Annotated in this window: 14 protein-coding genes and 1 tRNA gene; 5 read left to right on the top strand and 10 right to left on the bottom strand. The window is 67.4% G+C overall.

Annotated elements, in window-relative coordinates; genetic code table 11:
* Nucleotides 1-5 precede the first annotated feature (5 nt).
* Together ABT001_RS22510 and ABT001_RS22505 are read left to right on the top strand one after the other, a co-directional pair.
* The gene (locus ABT001_RS22510) at nt 6-284 is read left to right on the top strand and encodes a hypothetical protein (protein WP_351280292.1); all 279 of its coding nucleotides are present in this window, start codon (nt 6-8) and stop codon (nt 282-284) included.
* 33 nt (nt 285-317) lie between these two features.
* Nucleotides 318-2,468 carry an eCIS core domain-containing protein gene (locus tag ABT001_RS22505; protein ID WP_351280290.1) on the top strand — a complete coding sequence of 717 codons (2,151 nt, stop codon included), beginning with the start codon at nt 318-320 and terminating at the stop codon, nt 2,466-2,468.
* Between the two features lie 180 nt (nt 2,469-2,648).
* On the opposite strand, the gene ABT001_RS22500 is transcribed toward ABT001_RS22505, so the two are convergent.
* A complete protein-coding gene (locus ABT001_RS22500; protein ID WP_351280287.1) occupies nt 2,649-4,460 on the bottom strand; it encodes a bifunctional metallophosphatase/5'-nucleotidase in 1,812 nt (603 codons plus the stop codon).
* A 248-nt stretch (nt 4,461-4,708) separates the two neighbouring features.
* Here ABT001_RS22500 and pyk point away from each other — a divergent pair, with 248 nt between their 5' ends.
* Nucleotides 4,709-6,142, top strand: a complete 1,434-nt coding sequence (pyk, locus tag ABT001_RS22495) for a pyruvate kinase (protein ID WP_351280284.1) — start codon at nt 4,709-4,711, stop codon at nt 6,140-6,142.
* Between the two features lie 10 nt (nt 6,143-6,152).
* On the opposite strand, the gene ABT001_RS22490 is transcribed toward pyk, so the two are convergent.
* Both ABT001_RS22490 and ABT001_RS22485 read right to left on the bottom strand, forming a co-directional pair.
* The gene (locus tag ABT001_RS22490) at nt 6,153-6,929 is read right to left on the bottom strand and encodes a helix-turn-helix domain-containing protein (protein WP_351280281.1); all 777 of its coding nucleotides are present in this window, start codon (nt 6,927-6,929) and stop codon (nt 6,153-6,155) included.
* A 111-nt stretch (nt 6,930-7,040) separates the two neighbouring features.
* A tRNA-Leu gene (locus tag ABT001_RS22485) sits at nt 7,041-7,114 on the bottom strand.
* A gap of 97 nt (nt 7,115-7,211) precedes the next feature.
* On the opposite strand from ABT001_RS22485, the gene ABT001_RS22480 reads away from it, so the two are divergent.
* Nucleotides 7,212-7,868, top strand: a complete 657-nt coding sequence (locus ABT001_RS22480; RefSeq protein ID WP_351280279.1) for an ANTAR domain-containing response regulator — start codon at nt 7,212-7,214, stop codon at nt 7,866-7,868.
* 79 nt (nt 7,869-7,947) lie between these two features.
* Here ABT001_RS22480 and ABT001_RS22475 read toward each other — a convergent pair whose 3' ends face one another.
* The 7 genes from ABT001_RS22475 to ABT001_RS22445 form a co-directional block, all read right to left on the bottom strand.
* A complete protein-coding gene (locus ABT001_RS22475) occupies nt 7,948-8,664 on the bottom strand; it encodes an ABC transporter ATP-binding protein (RefSeq protein ID WP_351280277.1) in 717 nt (238 codons plus the stop codon).
* Nucleotides 8,661-9,509 (bottom strand): ABC transporter ATP-binding protein, encoded by an 849-nt coding sequence (locus ABT001_RS22470; RefSeq protein ID WP_351280392.1) that lies wholly within the window; start codon nt 9,507-9,509, stop codon nt 8,661-8,663. The genes ABT001_RS22475 and ABT001_RS22470 overlap by 4 nt, the downstream gene beginning before the upstream one ends.
* Before the next feature lie 5 nt (nt 9,510-9,514).
* Nucleotides 9,515-11,248: a branched-chain amino acid ABC transporter permease gene (locus tag ABT001_RS22465; protein WP_351280389.1), complete on the bottom strand. Its 1,734-nt coding sequence runs from the start codon at nt 11,246-11,248 to the stop codon at nt 9,515-9,517.
* Nucleotides 11,249-11,253: 5 nt separating this feature from the next.
* Nucleotides 11,254-12,186, bottom strand: a complete 933-nt coding sequence (locus ABT001_RS22460; RefSeq protein WP_056783852.1) for a branched-chain amino acid ABC transporter permease — start codon at nt 12,184-12,186, stop codon at nt 11,254-11,256.
* 99 nt (nt 12,187-12,285) lie between these two features.
* A complete protein-coding gene (locus tag ABT001_RS22455) occupies nt 12,286-13,524 on the bottom strand; it encodes a branched-chain amino acid ABC transporter substrate-binding protein (protein ID WP_351280274.1) in 1,239 nt (412 codons plus the stop codon).
* Nucleotides 13,525-14,133: 609 nt separating this feature from the next.
* A complete protein-coding gene (locus tag ABT001_RS22450; protein WP_351280271.1) occupies nt 14,134-14,604 on the bottom strand; it encodes a PaaI family thioesterase in 471 nt (156 codons plus the stop codon).
* A 76-nt stretch (nt 14,605-14,680) separates the two neighbouring features.
* On the bottom strand, nt 14,681-16,951 hold the full coding sequence (locus ABT001_RS22445) for an FdhF/YdeP family oxidoreductase (RefSeq protein ID WP_351280269.1): 2,271 nt from the start codon (nt 16,949-16,951) through the stop codon (nt 14,681-14,683).
* A 242-nt stretch (nt 16,952-17,193) separates the two neighbouring features.
* Between ABT001_RS22445 and polA the strand changes: the two genes are divergently transcribed.
* Nucleotides 17,194-19,905, top strand: a complete 2,712-nt coding sequence (gene polA, locus ABT001_RS22440) for a DNA polymerase I (RefSeq protein WP_351280266.1) — start codon at nt 17,194-17,196, stop codon at nt 19,903-19,905.
* Nucleotides 19,906-19,965: the final 60 nt, after the last annotated feature.

Raw genomic sequence — 19,965 nt, 5'->3', positions numbered from 1 at the left:
GCACGATGCGGTGGAGCACGGTGAAGGACGACGCGACGGAAGGTACGACGGCCACGACCGGAGCACCGCACAAGAAACCCGGCGACGCGGACAAACAGATCGCACAGTCCGCCCCGGAAACCTCCGTGGCCGCCCGCCTGACCCACCTCCAGCGCACAGCCGGAAACACCGCCGTCCTACGCATGCTGGGAAAACCGACAGCCCCCCGGAACAAGGCCCCGGAAACACCGGACACTGCCCTCCAGGACCTTCCCCCTCGCGAGACCGTCACCTACAACGGGTAGGCAAGGCACCCCAGTCGCGAAAGAGGACCACCTGTGCACTCCACCGATCGGGAGCACCGGAAGGCCGGCGAACGCACACCGAGCACCACGCCCCGGAGACAGCCGCCGACGACCATGAGCCCCGCCTGGGTGCGCCACCTGCAGCGCGTGGCCGCAGCCGGAACCACCTCGCCGCCCGCCGCAGCCGGCCCGGAGACCGAAACCCCCGACCGGACCCACGTACAACGCACCGCGGTGGACGAGGTCCTGCGGTCACCGTCGAGACCCCTCGCCCCCGGACTGCGCGGCGAGATGGAACAACGTTTCGGCGGCGCCGACTTCAGCGGCGTACAGGTACACGACGGGCCCGTGGCACAGCGGGCCGCCGCCGCGGTCGAGTCCAAAGCCTTCACCAGCGGCGCGCACATCGTCGACGGCGGCGGGATGTCCAGGAAGGACTGGGCACACGAACTCGCACACACCCTCGATCAGGCGGCGGGACCCGTACCCGGCACCGACAACGGCGCGGGCCTGAACATCTCCGACCCCGGTGACGAAGGCGAACGCCGGGCCGTCGCCGTCGCCGACCACGTCATGGGCACCCCCGTCCAGCGCCTGCCCGCCGAGCACGATCCCTCGCAGCACGACCACACGGAGCACGGCCACACGGAGCGCAGCCGCACCCACGCCGCCCCGACGCCCGTCCAGCGAGCGCACCAGAGCACCACCCCCCAGGAGCCGGCCGCCGAGCAGCCCGCGCAGCAGGACAAGGACGCGGAGACCATCGCCCGCCTGAGCCACTCGATCGAACAGAACACAGTCCAGAAGAAGACCAAGAAGAACGTCTTCGCACCGGGCACCTGGATCCCCGAACAATGGATGACCGAAGGACCGGCCCGCCTCAGAAGAGTCCTCGACCGGCGGGTGATGCGCGGCGAAGCGTTCAACGACCAGGACCTGAACGACATCAGGCACCTCTCCGAGGCAAACGCGCAGTGGCTCGAAAAAGTCGGCATCGGCACCTACGAACAAGCCGAGACCTACACCAAGGGCCGCCTCGACGACTGGCTGACACTACCCGCCGGCAAACGCGTGCTCGTCGCCACCCTCGCCGTCCGCGCCAACCACCCCACCCTGCGCGAAGCAGGCCAGGAAACGCCGAACTCACCTGCCTACACGCTCGGCCGGTTCATGCGCACCAAAGCACCCGGCACCTCGCCGGAAGAGAAACAGGACCTGGAGAACGAACGCGACCAACAGATCCGGGTCACAGCCATCGACACCCTCCACCCCGCAGGGATCGCACCCGGACGCCTGCACCCCACGACGACCGCCGGCAACGGCGACAGCACAACACCGGACAACAAGGCGAAAGACGCGCGAGCCCGCGAGATGCTCACCAAGGTGCTGCTCATCCTGCAGAACGGGCTGAAACTGTACGACCCCAAAGCCGGGGAACACGCGGCCGACTACGAGAAGGACGTCATCCGCGCCCTCGCCCACGGCGGACGCGTCAACATCCGCATCCCCGCCCTGAGCTCCAAGGACGAAGCGGCCTACTCCCTCCCGAACTTCCTGGGCGTCACCCAGGACGACCGAACAGACACCCGCGCCGGCGACGTCGTCGACCGCGGCTTCGCCACCCACCGCACCTCCATCGGAGAGAACAAGGACGGCAAACGCGGCACCTTCAAGGAGAAGGGCGGCCTCATGGCATCACTCACCAACGTCGTCTCCCTCAACGACCGCCCCGACCTCTGGGGACAGAACATCTCCGGCGGCGGCCTCGGCTCCAAGGACTGGAACGGCGACGTAGTCCTGCCGAACGGGTCCTACGGACACATGCTGCTGGTCCACCACCGGCCGACCACGAAGAAGGACGGCTCGCTCCAGATCGGCATCGAAACCCTCGCCCCCCACGCCACCAGCCCCGTCGGCTACAAGCACGACTTCCGCTCCACCGAAGCCACCGCAAACCCCGAATCGATCCTGCACGGCCACAAGGGCGACAAAATCGGCTCCGGCGGCCTCAGCAAGAACGAACGCCTCGTCGAACTCGGGGAAATGGGCACCGACGGCGACTGGCGCACCTTCCTGAACGACATCAAAGCGCAATGGGACGCCGCGCTGGCGGAGACCGAGGACGGCTCCGCGGAACGAAAGGCCCTGTACCAGAACCTGGTCGGCCCACGGACACGACCCTGACGACAACCGGCCGGACCACGCAAGGGAACCGACCCACCCGGAGGCACGGCGCCCACCCGGGGGTACGCCCACCCGTAGGCACGGGCGTACCCCCGAAGGCACGCACCCCCGGAGGCGCGCCCACCCGGAGGCGCGGGCGCACCCCCGGGCGAGCGACACCGACGACCTGCCGAAACCCGGTCAGAACACGGGCACACCATCCCGCGTCAGACGCCAGCCCACCGACGCGAACTCCGCCGGATCCACCGAACCCCTCGCCCGCACCCACCCGATGATCGTGTTCCGGATCTCATCGGAATCCGCCCACACCTGCTTCGCACCCGGCACATGCGGAAAATTACCGCCACCACTCGCCCGATAATTATTCACCGCGAACACGAACCGCGCCGCCGGATCCACCGGCGCCCCCTCGAACGACAACCCCACGATCCGCGCACCCACCGGCTTCGCGATATCCACCTCATACGTCACACCCGACACCACGTCATAGTTGTAATCCGGAATCCCGTCCGCATTCGTCAACTCCGACGTATCCACCGGAACCCCGGCAGCCGTCCGCACGTAATACGCCGCCGAGAACTCCAGATAATCCTTCAGCTGCGCACCCGTCAGAATCCGCGCCTCCAGCGTGTTCTCGAACGGATACAACCCCGCCGCATCCCTGATCGTCACCTCACCCGCAGGAATCCCCGCCGTACGCGAGAAACACGCCGCCTGCGACAACACCGGCAACGCCCCGTACTCCCCACCGGCCAACGCCGCCCTCACCGTCTCCGCCTGCACCAGATTGATCAGATCGATCACCGGCTCGTCCTTCCACGGCGCATCCGCCGTCGACATCGCCACCACCGACGTACCGATCACCTGGTTCACATACGCCACCACCTTCGTGTGCTCATCCCCCAGCAACGACGTGATCCGCGGATCCTCCTCCACCACGTTCGAGTTCAGCACCGAAGCACCGACCTCCTCGACCACCCAACGGCCCTTCTCCCACACCAGGTCGAAATCGAACAACGTCAGCCGCTGCCCCCACTTCAACGGCTCCGAGAGAACGACCCGCTTCCCCGTCTCCTCGTTCGTCACGAAATGCTCAGCAATCTCCGCATGCGCGTGACCCACCAGAATCGCGTCGATCCCCGGAACCCGCTCCGCCACCAGACCCGCCGCATTCTCGACATACGGCAACTGATCCCCGTACGACGACGTCCCCGACGAACCCGAATGCGCCGAAACGACCACCACATCCGCACCCATCGAACGAAGCTTCGGCACCCACTTCGCCGCCTGCTCCTCAAGACCCGGAAACACCATCTTCCCGCCCACATGCGCCTTGTCCCAGATCGCGATACCCGGATTCGTCAACCCCAGCACCGCCACCCGCACATCGCGACCATGCGGCGTACGCAACCGCTTGATCACATACGGAGCGAACGCCGGCCGCAACGTCTTCGCATCCAGCGCGTTCGCACCCAGCAACGGGAAATCACACTGCTCCTCGAACTTCCGCAGCACCGGAATCCCGTAATTGAACTCATGGTTCCCCAGCGCCGCCGCGTCATAGCCGATCGCGTTCATCGCCTGCGCCATCGGATGCACCGGACCACGCCGCGCCGTGATCGGATCGATCTTCGCGTAGTAGTAAGACAACTGAGTGCCCTGGATCGTGTCACCCGCATCGATCAACAGAGTGTTCCGGCGGCCCCGGTCCTCACGGATCCGATCCACCAACGTCGAGATCTTCGCCAGCCCGACATCGTTGTGCGCCTTGTCGTCGAACTCCTGATCGGTGAAGTAATCCCAATTGAAGACATTACCGTGCAGATCCGTCGTCCCCATGACCGTGAACGAGTACCGCTTCGGCGGACGCCCATGCCCCCGCCCCCTCGACTCCGAGGCAGCCGCAGTCCCCGCGCCGGCCCCTCCCGCCAGCGCCACACCCGCACCGGCGACAGCCGAACGGCCCAGAAAGTTCCTACGGTTCAACGGCATCCTTGACTCCTCGTTCGAGCGAACAACGCGCGTAGATTCTGGCCCAGCCACCCCCACCCGCAACACCCCGGACAGGTTTCGATCTGATGACCGGCAGCCGCCGCCGCCCCCTCACCACGACCCGACACACGCTCATCAGAGCACCCCGCCGCACAATTCAACAGTTAGCAATAACCCTTAACCCAAAGGCCGTTGAGTAGTCATGCGGAGACAAATACCTACCCACAGGTAAGGTCTAGGCTCGAACCATGCGCCGAGCGAAAATCGTTTGTACCCTGGGACCCGCAACCGACACATACGAGCAGATCAAGGCACTCGTCGACGCGGGAATGGACATCGCCCGCCTCAACCTCAGCCACGGCACCTACGCCGAACACGAAGAGCGCTACCACCGCGTACGCAAAGCCTCCGAAGAAACCGGCCGCAGCGTAGGAATCCTCGCCGACCTTCAAGGCCCGAAGATCCGCCTCGGCCGCTTCGCCGAAGGCCCCGTACTCCTTGAACGCGGCGACGACTTCACCATCACCGTCGAACCCATGGAAGGCGACCGCACCGCCTGCGGCACCACCTACGACGGCCTCGCCGCCGACGTCACCACCGGCGAACGCATCCTCATCGACGACGGCCGCGTCACCCTCGAAGTCACCGAAGTCGACGGACCCCGCGTCCACACCACCGTCATCGAAGGCGGCATGGTCTCCGACCACAAGGGACTCAACCTCCCAGGCGTCGCCGTCTCCGTCCCCGCACTCTCCGAGAAGGACATCGACGACCTCCGCTGGGCCCTGCGCACCGGCGCCGACATCATCGCCCTCTCCTTCGTGCGCAGCGGACGCGACATCGACGACGTCCACCGCATCATGAACGAGGAGAACCGCCGCCTCCCCGTCATCGCCAAGGTCGAGAAGCCCCAGGCCGTCGACAACATCGACGACATCGTCGCCGCCTTCGACGGCATCATGGTCGCCCGCGGCGACCTCGGCGTCGAAATGCCCCTGGAACAGGTCCCGATCGTCCAGAAGCGCGCCATCAAACTCGCCAGGCGCAACGCCAAGCCGGTCATCGTCGCCACCCAGATGCTCGACTCGATGATCGAGAACTCCCGACCCACCCGCGCCGAAGCCTCCGACGTCGCCAACGCCGTCATCGACGGCACGGACGCGGTGATGCTCTCCGGCGAGACCAGCGTCGGCAAGTACCCCATCGAGACGGTCCGCACCATGGCCCGCATCGTCGAGGCGGCCGAGGAGGACATCCTCGCCAAGGGCCTCCCGCCCCTCACCGACCGCAACAAGCCCCGCACCCAGGGCGGCGCGGTCGCCCGCGCGGCGGCGGAGATGGGCGACTTCCTCGGCGCGAAGTTCCTGGTGGCCTTCACCCAGAGCGGCGACACGGTCAAGCGGCTCTCCCGCTACCGCTCCCCGATCCCGCTCCTCGCCTTCACCCCGGACGAGGCGACGCGCGCGCAGCTGAACCTGACGTGGGGCGTGGAGACGTTCCTCGGGCCGCACGTGGAGTCGACGGACGCGATGGTGGCGCAGGTGGACGAGGAGCTGCTGCGGATCGGCCGCTGCCAGAAGGGCGACATCGTGGTCATCACGGCCGGTTCGCCGCCCGGAGTCGCCGGCTCCACGAACCTTGTACGGGTGCACCACATCGGCGAGGACGACAGCCCTAAGTAGGCGACGGTCGTCAGTACTTCGGCCCGACGTGAGCGTCCATGAGGGCTACGGACGCCCGTCGGGCTACGGAGATGTTGAACGGGTCGCTGCCGCGAGCGAGGGTGGTCCACTCGACGCCTACGGCCGTGAGCGTGTCGGCGAAGAGCTTGCGGATGTCGTCGGACTTGTTGGTGAAGAAGTACCGGGGGTACTCATAGCGCTTTCGTTCGCCACGGACGAGGCGCGTGGTCCAGTTGATGATCCGGCAGCCGTCGGAGTGGATGAGGCCGCGGATGAAGTCCCAGGGGTGGGCGTCCACCAATTGCTGTTGCCAAGGTTCGAGCGTGATATCGCGGTTGTGCTTCTTTCCTGGCCCGTGCTGAGGGAAGAAGCAGGGCCAGTGTTTGCTGAAGCTTTGAACGTACTGACAGCCCTGACTCCGCACTCGGCAGACCTTGTTGGCAGGTCGTGCACGCTGTACGGCCTCGACGCAGGCGTCGATGAGCCCCGGCCACGCGTCGGCGCAAGCGATGCGGAGGGAGTAGACACCCCGCTTGGCGGAACTGATGCAGCCGTCGCCGAGATAGAGGCCGAGCAGGTACGAGTACGCGGCAGGATCATCGGGAGGTCCCGGGACGTTGCTGCACCGAGGGCATTCGGTGCCCCGGTCGTATCCGAGGGGCTCTATTCGTTGCAGCCAGGAGCGGATGGCAGCTCGGGAGATCCCGGTCTGCTTGCTGACGGAGTTCTGGCTGAAGCCCTGAGCGACGAGTGCCAAGGCGTGCTTGCGAGTGTCGAGGTCGTACACGCTCTCGACTTTGACGCATGCTGCGTACGTGTTGGCGCGAATCGCCGGAGGTGATCACACGATTTCGTGAAGTAGCCGCGACTTGCTGCGGCTTTAGAATCGAAGGAAAAGTGCCCCAGGTGGGATTCGAACCCACACTGTCCGCTGTTTGAGAGCGGCCTCTCTAACCATTGGAGTACTGGGGCCTTAGAAAGGAAGGGGCATCGCTGCCCTGCGCGTCACCACCTTACAGGAGCTAGGTAGGCTCGTGGGAGCAGTATCTGCCCCATACCAAGGAGCCCCGTGACCACCCCCGAGTCGCCCCAGCCCGTAGACGCCGTCGACGACGACAAGTCGCACGTCCCGCCGCTGACGACCCGTGTCGTCATCGCCGAGGACGAGGCGCTCATCCGCCTCGACCTCAAAGAGATGCTGGAGGAAGAGGGCTACTCGGTCGTAGGCGAGGCCGGGGACGGGCAGCAGGCCGTCGAGCTGGCGCGGGAGCATCGGCCGGACCTCGTCATCCTCGATGTGAAGATGCCGGTCCTCGACGGGATCTCCGCCGCCGAGAAGATCACGGAGGAGTCCATCGCCCCCGTGCTGATGCTCACCGCCTTCTCGCAGCGCGACCTCGTCGAGCGGGCCCGGGACGCCGGTGCGATGGCGTACCTGGTGAAGCCGTTCAGCAAGAGCGACGTGGTTCCGGCCATCGAGATGGCGGTGTCACGGTTCGCGGAGCTGAAGGCGCTGGAGAGCGAGATCGCGGATCTCTCGCAGCGGCTGGAGACCAGGAAGCTGGTGGACCGGGCGAAGAGCATTCTGCAGACGGACTACGGGCTCTCCGAGCCGGCGGCGTTCCGCTGGATCCAGAAGACGTCGATGGACCGCCGGATGTCGATGCAGCAGCTGGCGGAGGCGTTGATCGAGGACGCCGAGGAGAAGAAGAAGTCGGCCGAGTAGCCGTCACGGACGTGACGTACGGGAAGGGCCCGCCCCCGGGACAGTGCCGGGGGCGGGCCCTTCTGGTTCTGCGTGGTGCTCAGTCCTCGCCGAGGTAGGCCTTGCGGACCGACTCGTCGTGGAGGAGGTCGGCGCCGGTGCCGGAGAGGACGACCTTGCCGACCTCCATGACGTGGCCGTGGTCCGCGAGGGAGAGGGCGGCCTGGGCGTTCTGCTCGACGAGCAGGATCGTGGTGCCCGACGCCTTGAGCTCGACGATGGTCTCCATGATCTTCTGCATCATGATCGGGGAGAGGCCCATGGAGGGTTCGTCGAGCATGAGCAGCTTGGGCTGGGACATGAGTGCGCGTCCCATGGCGAGCATCTGCTGCTCGCCGCCGGAGAGGGTTCCCGCGGCCTGTTTCCGGCGTTCCCCGAGGATGGGGAAGAGGTCGTAGGCGCGCTGGACGTCCTTCTCGATGCCTGCCTTGTCGGTGCGGAGGAAGGCGCCGAGCTGGAGGTTCTCCGTGATGGTCAGGCGGGGGAAGATGTGGCGGCCCTCGGGGGAGTGGGCTAGGCCGAGTGCCACGATCTTGTGGGCGGGGATGCCGTTGAGGGGCTTTCCCTCGAAGAGGATGCGGCCGCCGGAGGGCTTGAGGAGGCCGGAGAGGGTGCGGAGGGTGGTGGTCTTGCCGGCGCCGTTGGTGCCGATGAGGGTGACGACCTGGCCGGCTTCGACGGTGAAGGAGATTCCCTTGACGGCTTCGATCTTGCCGTAGGCGACCCTGAGGTCCTCGACCTCGAGCAGTGCGGTCACTGGTCTTCCCCTTCTGTGCTGGTGGTGCTGGTGGTGCGCTCGGCCTTCTCGGGGGTGTCCGCCTCGAAGGGGGTGCCGAGGTAGGCGGCGACGACGCGTTCGTCGCTCTGGACCACGGTGGGTGTGCCTTCGACGAGTTTCTCGCCCTGTACGAGGCAGGCGACCCGGTCGCAGAGGTTGAAGATGAAGCGCATGTCGTGCTCGATGACGAGGACGGCGATGCCCATGTCGCGGATCGCGAAGATGAGTTCTTCGGTGACGCGGGTTTCCTGCGGGTTCATGCCGGCGGTGGGCTCGTCGAGGAGGAGGAGTCCGGGGTCACTGGCGAGTGCGCGTGCGATTTCGAGCTTGCGCTGGTCTCCGTAGGGGAGGTTGCGCGCGAGGTGGTCGGCCTTGTCCTCGATGCCGATGAACTCGAGGAGTTCCATGGCGCGTGCGTGGGAGGCCGCTTCGGCCTTCTTGAAGCCGGGTCCGCGCAGGAGGGCGGACCAGAGGCCTTCCTTGGTCCTGGTGTGGCGTCCGACGAGGACGTTCTCCAGGACGGTCATGTTGGCGAAGAGCCGGATGTTCTGGAAGGTGCGGGCGATGCCTGCCTGGGTGACGAGGTGGGGCTTGGGGGGCAGGACGGTGCCTTTGTAGCGGACCTTGCCTTCGGTGGGGACGTAGAGGCCGGTGAGGCAGTTGAAGAAGGTGGTCTTGCCGGCGCCGTTGGGGCCGATGAGGCCGACGATCTCGCCGGCGTTGACCTTGAGGTCGACGCCGCGTACGGCGGTGAGGCCACCGAAGCGCATGGTGACGCCGGAGGCGTCCAGGACCGGGGTGGTCTCGTTGGTGGTGGTCGTCATGTCGTTCACGCCCCCGCCTTCACGGTGCCGACGCCGGAGTCGGGCAAGGTGCCCTCGGGTGTGTCGAGTTGGCCGGTCTCGTGGAATTCGAGCTGGGCGCGCCGGTTGGCGATGAGGCCTTCGGGCCGGAAGCGCATGAGCAGGATGAGTGCGAGGCCGAAGCCGAGGAGCTGGTAGTCCTGGAGGAACTGCAGCTTGGCGGGGATCATGTACAGGAGGGTGGCGCCGATCAGGGGTCCGCTGATGGTTCCCATGCCGCCGAGGATGACGGCGGCGAGGAGGAAGGCGGAGTTGGGCGGTACGGGGCCGGCGAAGACGTACATCTCCGGGACGACGGTGCTCTGTACGTGTGCTTGGACGGTTCCGGCGAGGCCGGCGAGTGTGGCGCCGAGGGCGAAGGCGATGAGTTTGACGCGGAAGCCGTTGATGCCCATGGCGGTGGCGGCGGTCTCGTCCTCGCGGATGGCGACCCAGGCGCGGCCGATGCGGGAGCTGCCTGCGCGGCTGAAGACGAGGACCACGAGGATCATCGCGAGCAGCATGAGCAGGTAGTAGTTGGCGTAGCCGCCGAGTTCGATGCCCAGGATGGTGTGGGATTCGCCGAAGTCGTATCCGAAGAAGACGAGGTCGGGGATGTTGGGTACGCCGTTGGGGCCGTTGGTGATCTGGGGTCCGGATACGCCGTCGAGGTTGCCGACGGTGATGCGGAAGATTTCGCCGAAGCCGAGGGTGACGATGGCGAGGTAGTCGCCGCGGAGGCGGAGGGTGGGTGCGCCGATGATGACGCCGAAGATGAGGGAGACGGCTGCGCCGGTGAGGACGGATGCCCAGAAGGGGAACTGGACGTCGAAGGCGGATGCGGTGGTGCCTGATACGAGGGCGGCGGTGTAGGCGCCGACGCCGAGGAAGGCGACGTATCCGAGGTCGAGGAGTCCGGCGAGGCCGACGACGATGTTGAGCCCGAGTGCGACGGTCGCGAAGATGAGGATGTTGACCGCGATGAGGGTGTACTGGTCGGTGCTCTGGGTGAAGGGGAATGCTGCGGCGGCTACGAAGGCGGCGGCTACGGCGATGGAGCGGTGGGTGGTGGTGAGTGCCGAGAGGCGGGCCATGAGGCCGGATTTGAAGAGGGCGCCGATGGCGAAGCCGGCGGTGATCATGTAGCCGGTGAAGAGTTCGGCGTATTCGGTGTCGATGCCGTAGGTGACGACGAAGAGGCCGATGCCGAAGGCGGCGACGATGATGAGGATTTCGGCCCAGGAGGGGAGTGTCTTGGGGCGTGTGGCTTTGCGGGTGTCGTCGGGGAGGAGGAATGCGACGAGTGGGATGGCGGAGGCCACTGCTGCGACGAAGCCGCCGGGTTCGAGGTTGACGACGCCGCCGAGTTCCACGGCGATGGCGATGACGGTGAACCAGGTGGTTCCGAAGGCGCCGAGTGCGAGGAACTGGAGGGCTTTGGTGGTGCCGGTGGGGGCGAGCCAGCGGAGGCCGGGGGTGTCGAGGGCGGCGAGGGTGTGGAGGAGTACGAGGGCGCCTGCGACGAGTGTGAGGACCTGGAGGCCGCCGGGGTAGCCGTAGACGGTGAGGTCGCCGGGGAATTCGTCGGTGTAGGTCCAGGACAGGAAGGTGCTGGCGATGGTGGCGATGCCGCCGAGGGCGGTGGCCCATCGCAGGGTGGTGGTCCGGGAGCCGGTGTCGGTCGGGGTGGTGGCCGTGGTTTTGGTGGTGTCGGTTGTCATGGCTCTCACGCCCGATCCGCGACGCGCTCACCGAGCAGGCCTTGTGGCCTGACGAGGAGGACGACGATGAGAAGTACGAATGCCCAGACGTTGGCCCAGGCGCCGCCGCCGAGCTGTTGCATGCCGGGGATCTCTTCGATGTAGGCGATGGAGAGGGCTTCGGCGAGGCCGAGGACGACTCCGCCGACCATGGCTCCGTAGATGTTGCCGATGCCGCCGAGTACTGCGGCGGTGAAGGCCTTGAGTCCGAGGAGGAAGCCCATCTCGAAGTTGATCTGGCCCTTGTCGAGTCCGTAGGCGACGGCTGCGATGGCGGCGAACGCGGCTCCGATGGCGAAGGCCATCACGATGATGCGGTCGGTGTTGATGCCCATGAGCTTGGCCGTGTCGGGGTCCTGTGCGGTGGCCTGCATGGCGCGGCCGCTGCGGCTTTTGGCGACGAACATGCCGAGGGCGAGCATGCAGAGGGGGGCGAGGACGAGGATGAAGGCGTCGGCGCGCTGGAGGTAGAGGTTGTCGAAGATCTTGAACGACTCGCCCTGGAATTCGGGGAAGCTGCGCGGTTTCTTCGCGTCGGGGTAGAAGCCCCAGACGAGCTGCTGGAGGACGATCGAGAGGCCGATCGCGGTGATGAGTGGGGCCAGGCGGGGTGCGCCGCGGAGGGGGCGGTAGGCGAAGCGTTCTGCCGCTGTGGCTACGGCGACGGAGGCGATCGCGCCACCGATGATCATGAGGGGAATGACCACCATGAGCGATGTTCCGCTGGGGAGTGCCAGGTAGGTGGTGAGGGCGCCGAAGCCCCCGATCATGAAGATCTCGCCGTGGGCGAAATTGATGAGCTGGACGATGCCGTACACCATGGTGTACCCGATGGCTATGAGGCCATAGAGCGCGCCGAGTGCGAGACCGTTGGCCAGCTGTTGCGGCAGTTCGTTCACCGCAGTGCCTCCGATGAGCTTGTCGGATATGACACCGCGCGAGGGCGCTGTTTGCGCCCTCGCGCGGTCAGGAGCGTGTGCTGTGGGTGTGCTTGGGGGTCAGTCCTCGAACGTGGCGCTCTTGACGTCCTTCCAGGCACCCTTCTGGACTTCGTAGACGGTGAGCTGCTTGTTGGTGGTGTCACCGAACTCGTCGAAGGAGACCTTGCCGGTCACGCCGTCGAAGGAGACCTTGGACATGGCCTCGGTGACCTTGGCGCGGGCGTCTTCGGGGAGCTTGCCGTCGTTCTCGGCGACGACGGCCTTGACGGCCTGGATGATGGCCCATCCGGCGTCGTAGGAGTAGCCGCCGTATGCCGCGAAGGTGTCCTTGTAGCCGCCGGCCTTGTAGTCCGTGATGAACTGCTTGGCGGTGGGGAGGGCTTCGACGGGGTAGCCGACGGAGGTGGCGAGGTCGCCGTCGTTGGCCTCACCGGAGGCGCTGATGAAGGCGGGGTCGTAGATGCCGTCGCCGCCCATGGTGGGGATCTTGGCGCCGGTCTTCTTGATCTGGTCGGAGAGGAGGCCGCCCTCGGGGTACTGGCCGCCGTAGTAGACGGAGTCGGCGCCGGAGCTCTTGACCTTGTCGGCGGTGCTGGAGAAGTCGGTCTCCTTGACGGTGACGTGGTCGGTGCCGACGACCTTGCCGCCGAGGCGCTCGAATTCCGCGGAGAAGATCGCGGCGAGGCCGGCGCCGTAGGTCTGCTTGTCGTCGACGACGTAGACCTTCTTCTTCTTGGCGTCGTTGTAGAGGTACTGGGCGGCGAATTTGCCCTGGACGACGTCGGTGGCGCAGGTGCGGAAGTAGGTCTTGAAGACGCGCTTGGATTCGCCCTTGCCCCAGTTGTCGCCCTGGCTGAGGGCGGGGTTGGTGTTGGCGGGGGAGACCTGGGTGAGGTCGGCCTTCTCGAAGACGCCCTGCATGGACTGGGCGACGCCCGAGTTCAGGGGGCCGACGGCTCCGAGGACGTCCTTGTTGCCGACGAGCTTGGTGGCGTTGGCCTGTCCGGAGGCGGGGACGGCCTGGTCGTCGAGGGCTTCGATCTTGAATTCGATGCCGGGGACTTCGTTGTTCTTGTTCGCGGTTTTGGCCGCGAGGTCCACGGAGTTCTTGATGCCCTGGCCGAGCGCGGAGAGGGAGCCGGTGAGCGGGGCGTCGACGCCGATGACGACGGTGGTCTTGGCGCCGCTGTCGCTGTCGCCGCTCTTGCCGTTGTCGTCGCGTGATCCGCAGGCGGTGAGGGTGAGTGCACCGGTGGTGAGCACGGTGGTGAGTATGAGCAAAGAACGGTGTCGCACGAAAGGTCCTTTCCCTGGCGCGGCCTCCTCTGCTGAGGTGCCGTGACGTTCGCCGGGCCGTGCTGGTCGATACAGGGCCGTGCAGCAGAGGCGCCCGGCGGCGCGGTGACTGGCCGTGACTCTATGGGCAGGTGGGGGGGTGCGGGACGGGTCCGCTGATGATGTGACTGTCTTGTTATGCCATGGGGAACGCTTGGTGGTCGCTGTGTGGACATGTACGGCTTTTCGGCGGGTGCCGAAAAGACCGCATGGTGAGAACGCGCAGCTCTGCTAAGGGGCTTGGGGTGATCTTGGTGCTGTCGGGTGGCTGGGGGTGCAAGGGGTGCGGGGGAGGTCCGCCCGGTGTGCGGGGCCGGGGTGTGCGGCGTTTTTCGTGTATTGCACACATATTACGGAGTGTTACATCTGCGAGAAGTGTTTGAGGCGTCGTGGGGTCGCGTAGCTGTTGAAGCGGGTCTTTGAACGGGCTTGCGAGTCGGGAGTGTTGACCGTGCGTATTCGGCAACTTCCCGGAAATCTCCCGGATATGGGTCTGCCCGGTCCGGAATGCGGTGCGCGTTCCGGGCCGGGCAGTGAGGTGTCGGGGCGGGGCGGGGCGGGGCGGGGCGGTCAGTCGGCGGCGGGGCCGGGTGCGTCGCGGAGCAGGCAGGTGAGGCGGGCGGTGCAGACCCGCTTGTCCTGTTCGTCGGTGATGACGATCTCGTAGGTGGCGGTGGAGCGGCCGCGGTGGACGGGGGTGGCGACGCCGGTGACGAGGCCGTTGCGGACGCCGCGGTGGTGGGTGCAGTTCAGGTCGACGCCCACGGCGAGCTTGCCGGCGCCGCCGTGGAGCATGGAGCCGACGGAGCCGAGGGTTTCGGCGAGGACGGCCGAGGCGCCGCCGTGGAGCAGTCCGTAGGGCTGGGTGTTGCCTTCGACGGGCATGGTGCCGACGACGCGTTCGGCGGATGCCTCGACGACGGTGACGCCCATGCGCTCGCCGAGGTGTCCGGCGGAGAAGAGTGCGGGGAGGTCGACGCCGAGTGCCGCGTACTCGTCGATGATCTCCTGGGGGAACGTGGGTGCGGTGTGCTCGCCCATCGGGTCCGGCTCCGATCGTGTGCGGTCGTTGGTGTGTGCTGTTCCTATCAGACGGCTGAGCGTTCGCTTAGTGGATTCAGGTGGTCTCGAAGCGGACGACGACCGATTTGCTGGTCGGGGTGTTGCTGGTGTCCGCGGTGGCGTCGAGGGGGACGAGCACGTTGGTCTCCGGGTAGTACGCGGCGGCGCAGCCGCGGGCGGTGGGGTAGTGGACGACGCGGAAGCCGGGGGCGCGGCGTTCGACGCCGTCCTTCCATTCGCTGACGAGGTCGGTGTAGGCGCCGTCGGCGAGGCCGAGGGCGCGGGCGTCGTCGGGGTTGACCATGACGATGCGGCGGCCGCCCTTGATGCCGCGGTAGCGGTCGTCGAGGCCGTAGATGGTGGTGTTGTACTGGTCGTGGGAGCGCAGGGTCTGCAGGAGCAGCCGGCCTTCGGGGAGTTCGGGGTATTCGACGGGTGCGGCGGTGAAGTTGGCCTTGCCCGTGGTGGTGGGGAAGCGGCGTTCGTCGCGGGGGCCGTGGGGGAGGCTGAAGCCGCCGGGCCGGGCGACGCGGGTGTTGAAGTCCTCGAAGCCCGGGATGACGCGGGAGATGCGGTCGCGGATGGTGCCGTAGTCCTTCTCGAAGTCCTCCCAGGGGGTGGTGGAGGCGGGGCCGAGGGTGGCGCGGGCCAGGCGGGCGACGATCGCGGGTTCGGAGAGCAGGTGGGGGCTCGCGGGGGTGAGGTTGCCGCGTGAGGAGTGGACGAGGCCCATGGAGTCCTCGACGGTGACGAACTGTTTCTGTCCGGCCTGGACGTCCTTGTCGGTGCGGCCGAGGGTGGGGAGGATCAGGGCGCGGGTGCCGGTGACGGCGTGGGAGCGGTTGAGTTTGGTCGAGACGTGGACGGTGAGGCGGGCGCGGCGCATGGCTGCCTCGGTGACGTCCGTGTCGGGGGTGGCGCCGACGAAGTTGCCGCCCATGGCGAAGAAGACCTTGGCCTCGCCGTCGCGGAGTGCCTGGATGGCCCGTACGACGTCGTAGCCGTGGTGCCGGGGTGAGGTGATGCCGAATTCCTGGTCGAGGGCGTCGAGGAATTCGGTGGAGGGCCGTTCGAAGATGCCCATGGTGCGGTCGCCCTGGACGTTGGAGTGGCCGCGGACGGGGCAGACGCCGGCGCCGGGGCGGCCGATGTTGCCGCGCAGGAGGAGGAGGTTGACCACTTCGCGGATGGTGGGCACGGAGTGCTTGTGCTGGGTGAGGCCCATGGCCCAGCAGACGATGGTGCGTTCCGAGGCGAGGACCATGGCGAGCGCCTGCTCGATGGTGTCGCGGTCGAGGCCGGTGGCGGTGAGGGTCTCGTCCCAGTCGGCGGCGCGGGCGGCCTGGGCGAATTCTTCGTAGCCGTGGGTGTGTTCGGCGACGAAGTCGGTGTCGACGGCTCCGTCGGCCTCGATGATCATTTTGTTGAGGAGGCGGAAGAGCGCCTGGTCGCCGCCGATGCGGATCTGGAGGAAGAGGTCGGTGAGGGCGGCGCCCTTGAGCATGCCGCGGGCGGTCTGGGGGTTCTTGAACCGTTCCAGGCCGGCTTCGGGCAGCGGGTTCACCGAGATGATCTTCGCTCCGGCGGCCTTGGCCTGTTCGAGGGCGGAGAGCATCCGGGGGTGGTTGGTGCCGGGGTTCTGTCCGGCGACGATGATCAGGTCGGCCTGGTGGAGGTCTTCGAGGCTGACGCTGCCCTTGCCGATCCCGATGGTTTCGGTGAGGGCGGAGCCGGACGACTCGTGGCACATGTTGGAGCAGTCGGGCAGGTTGTTGGTCCCGTACTCGCGGGCGAAGAGCTGGAGGAGGAACGCGGCCTCGTTGCTGGTGCGGCCGGAGGTGTAGAAGAGCGCCTCGTCGGGGGAGGAGAGCGCGGTCAGTTCCTCGGCGATGATCTCGAGGGCGCGGTCCCAGGCCACCGGCTCGTACCGGTCGGCGCCCTCGGGCAGGTACATGGGCTGCGTGATGCGTCCCTGCTGGCCGAGCCAGTAGCCGCTGCGGGTGGCGAGGTCGGCGACGGGGTGGGCGGCGAAGAAGTCGGGGGTGACGCGGCGCAGGGTGGCTTCCTCGGCGACGGCCTTGGCGCCGTTCTCGCAGAATTCGGCGGCGTGGCGCTTGTCGCCCTCGGGCCAGGCGCAGCCGGGGCAGTCGAAGCCGTCCTTCTGGTTGACCTTGAGGAGGGTCTGCGCGGTGCGTCGCACGCCCATCTGCTGCTGGGCGATGCGCAGGGTGTGGGCGACGGCCGGCAGGCCGGCGGCGGCGTGCTGGACCGCGTCGATCTGCGGCGCGTCCTGGACCGGGTCACCGGTCGGGGGCTTGGTGGCCATGGTGCTCCCCTTCGAGCCTTCGGTCGCCTCCGCGCGCGTGGGGGCCGCGCGCGTCGCGTCCGTGTGTGGTGTGGCGTTCCGCGGTGTCTGCTGACGCCTTCACTGTCTTTCGATCCTGTCATGCACGTGGGGCGGGGTGTCCGGCGGGAAGGGGAGGGCGGGGTTCCGGTCGGGGGTGCGGGTGCGGGGGCCCGGTCGGTGGCCGGTCCGGATTGTCAGTGGTCCGTGGCAGGATCGGGGGCGTGGCTGAGACGGCATCGAAGAAGACGGCAGACAACCGACCGCGCCTGCTCCTGATGGACGGGCACTCCCTGGCGTACCGGGCGTTCTTCGCCCTGCCCGCGGAGAATTTCACGACGGCGACGGGGCAGCCGACGAATGCCGTGTACGGCTTCATGTCGATGCTGGCGAACACGCTGCGCGACGAGGCGCCCACGCATTTCGCGGTCGCGTTCGACGTGTCCCGTAAGACGTGGCGGGCGAAGGAGTTCCCGGAGTACAAGGCGAACCGTTCGAAGACCCCCGACGAGTTCAAGGGGCAGGTCGAGCTGATCGGCGAGCTCCTGGACGCGATGCACGCGGACAGGTTCGCGGTGGACGGGTTCGAGGCGGACGACGTGATCGCGACGCTGGCCACGCAGGCCGAGGCGGCGGGCTTCGAGGTGCTGATCGTCACGGGTGACCGGGATTCGTTCCAGCTGATCACGGACAACGTGACGGTGCTGTACCCGACGAAGGGTGTTTCGGAGCTGACGCGTTTCACCCCGGAGAAGGTCCAGGAGAAGTACGGGCTCACGCCTGGGCAGTATCCGGACTTCGCGGCGCTGCGCGGTGACCCGTCGGACAACCTTCCGGGTATCCCGGGTGTGGGTGAGAAGACGGCGGCGAAGTGGATCAACCAGTTCGGTTCGTTCGCGGAGCTGGTCGAGCGGGCCGACGAGGTCAAGGGCAAGGCCGGCCAGAATTTCCGGGACCACCTGGACGCGGTGAAGATGAACCGTGTGCTGACCGAGATGGTCCGTGACGTGGAGCTGCCGAAGGTTCCGGCGGAGCTGGAGCGTGCTCCGTACGACCGCACGGCGGTCACGGGGGTGCTGGACGTCCTGGAGATCCGTAATCCGAGTCTGCGTGAGCGGCTGCTCGCCGTCGACCCGGGTGCGGAGGAGGCCGGTCCGCCGGAGCCGGCGGCGGGTGTCGAGCTGGACGGCGCGGTGCTGGGGCAGGGCGAGGTCGCTCCGTGGCTGGAGGCGCATGGCGGGCAGCCGCTCGGTCTGATGAGCGTCGACACCTGGTCGCTGGGTTCCGGGTCGGTCACCGAGATCGCGCTCGCCGCGGCCGACGGAGCCGCGGCCTGGCTGGATCCGGCCGAGCTCGACGAGGCCGACGAGCAGGCGTTCGCCGCCTGGCTCGCGGACGCCGGCCGGCCCAAGGTCCTGCACAACGCCAAGAACGTGCTGCGGGTCTTCCCGGAGCACGGCTGGCGGCCGGCCGGCATCACCATGGACACCGCGCTGGCCGCGTATCTCGTCAAGCCGGGGCGGCGTTCCTTCGCCCTGGACGCCCTGGCGGTGGAGTACCTCGGCCGTGAGCTGGCTCCGGCGCCCTCGGCCGACGGGCAGCTGGCCTTCGGCGCGGACGACCGTGCGGAGGCCGACGCCCTGATGGCGCAGGCCCGTGCGGTGCTGGATCTCGGGGACGCGTTCACGACGCGCCTGAAGGAGGTCGGGGCGACCGGGCTGCTGCACGACATGGAGCTGCCCACCTCGATCATGCTGGCCCGTCTGGAGCGGCACGGCATCGCCGCGGACCGGTCCCATCTGGAGGACATGGAGCAGCAGTTCGCCGGTGCGGTGCAGCAGGCGGTGAAGGAGGCGCACGCCTCGGTGGGCCGTGAGTTCAACCTCGGTTCGCCCAAGCAGCTCCAGGAAGTGCTCTTCGGTGAGCTGGCCCTGCCGAAGACGAAGAAGACGAAGACGGGTTACACGACCGACGCGGACGCGCTGGCCTGGCTGGCGGGGCAGACCGAGCACGAGCTGCCGGTCATCATGCTGCGCCACCGGGAGCAGGCGAAGCTGCGGGTGACGGTCGAGGGCCTGGTGAAGACGATCGGTGCGGACGGCCGCATCCACACCACGTTCAATCAGACGGTCGCGGCGACGGGGCGGCTCTCCTCCACCGACCCCAACCTGCAGAACATTCCCGTCCGTACGGACGAGGGACGGGCGATCCGCCGGGGCTTCGTCGTCGGTGAGGGCTTCGAGACGCTGATGACGGCCGACTACAGCCAGATCGAGCTGCGGGTGATGGCCCACCTCTCCGAGGACGCCGGTCTGATCGAGGCGTTCACCTCGGGGGAGGACCTGCACACGACGGTCGCCTCGCAGGTGTTCGGTGTCGAGAAGTCGGCTGTCGACGCGGAGATGCGGCGCAAGATCAAGGCGATGTCGTACGGGCTGGCGTACGGGCTGTCCGCGTTCGGCCTCTCCCAGCAGCTGAACATCGACGCCGGTGAGGCGCGTGGGCTGATGGACACGTACTTCCTCCGGTTCGGCGGGGTGCGTGACTATCTGCACCGTGTCGTGGAGGAAGCCAGGTCCACCGGGTACACGGAGACGGTCTTCGGCCGTCGCCGTTACCTTCCGGACCTGAACAGCGACAACCGTCAGCGGCGTGAGACGGCCGAGCGGATGGCGCTGAACGCCCCGATCCAGGGGACGGCGGCCGACATCGTGAAGGTCGCGATGCTGCATGTGGACCGGGCGCTGACGGAGGCGGAGCTGACGTCGCGGATGCTGCTGCAGGTCCATGACGAAATCGTTCTGGAGATCGCGAAGGGTGAGCGGGAGCAGGTCGAGGAGATCCTGCGCCGGGAGATGTCCACGGCGGTCGAGCTCCGTGCGCCGCTGGACGTCTCGGTCGGTGTCGGCGCGGACTGGGAGACGGCCGCGCACTGACGGCCGTCCCGGCGACGGAGAGCGGGGCGGCCGTCAGCCCGGCGGTGGGTCCGGCCGGGT

The organism is Streptomyces sp. NPDC002793 (assembly GCF_040295485.1).
Lineage (GTDB): Bacteria > Actinomycetota > Actinomycetes > Streptomycetales > Streptomycetaceae > Streptomyces.
This window is presented reverse-complemented; position numbering and strand designations above follow the sequence as displayed.

Coding starts and splice junctions, on each gene's coding strand:
- ABT001_RS22510 (WP_351280292.1), top strand. CDS start 6: ATGCGGTGGAGCACGGTGAAGGACGACGCGACGGAAGGTACGACGGCC.
- ABT001_RS22500 (WP_351280287.1), bottom strand. CDS start 4,460: ATGCCGTTGAACCGTAGGAACTTTCTGGGCCGTTCGGCTGTCGCCGGT.
- pyk (WP_351280284.1), top strand. CDS start 4,709: ATGCGCCGAGCGAAAATCGTTTGTACCCTGGGACCCGCAACCGACACA.
- ABT001_RS22470 (WP_351280392.1), bottom strand. CDS start 9,509: ATGACGACCACCACCAACGAGACCACCCCGGTCCTGGACGCCTCCGGC.
- ABT001_RS22465 (WP_351280389.1), bottom strand. CDS start 11,248: ATGACAACCGACACCACCAAAACCACGGCCACCACCCCGACCGACACC.
- ABT001_RS22450 (WP_351280271.1), bottom strand. CDS start 14,604: ATGGGCGAGCACACCGCACCCACGTTCCCCCAGGAGATCATCGACGAG.
- ABT001_RS22445 (WP_351280269.1), bottom strand. CDS start 16,951: ATGGCCACCAAGCCCCCGACCGGTGACCCGGTCCAGGACGCGCCGCAG.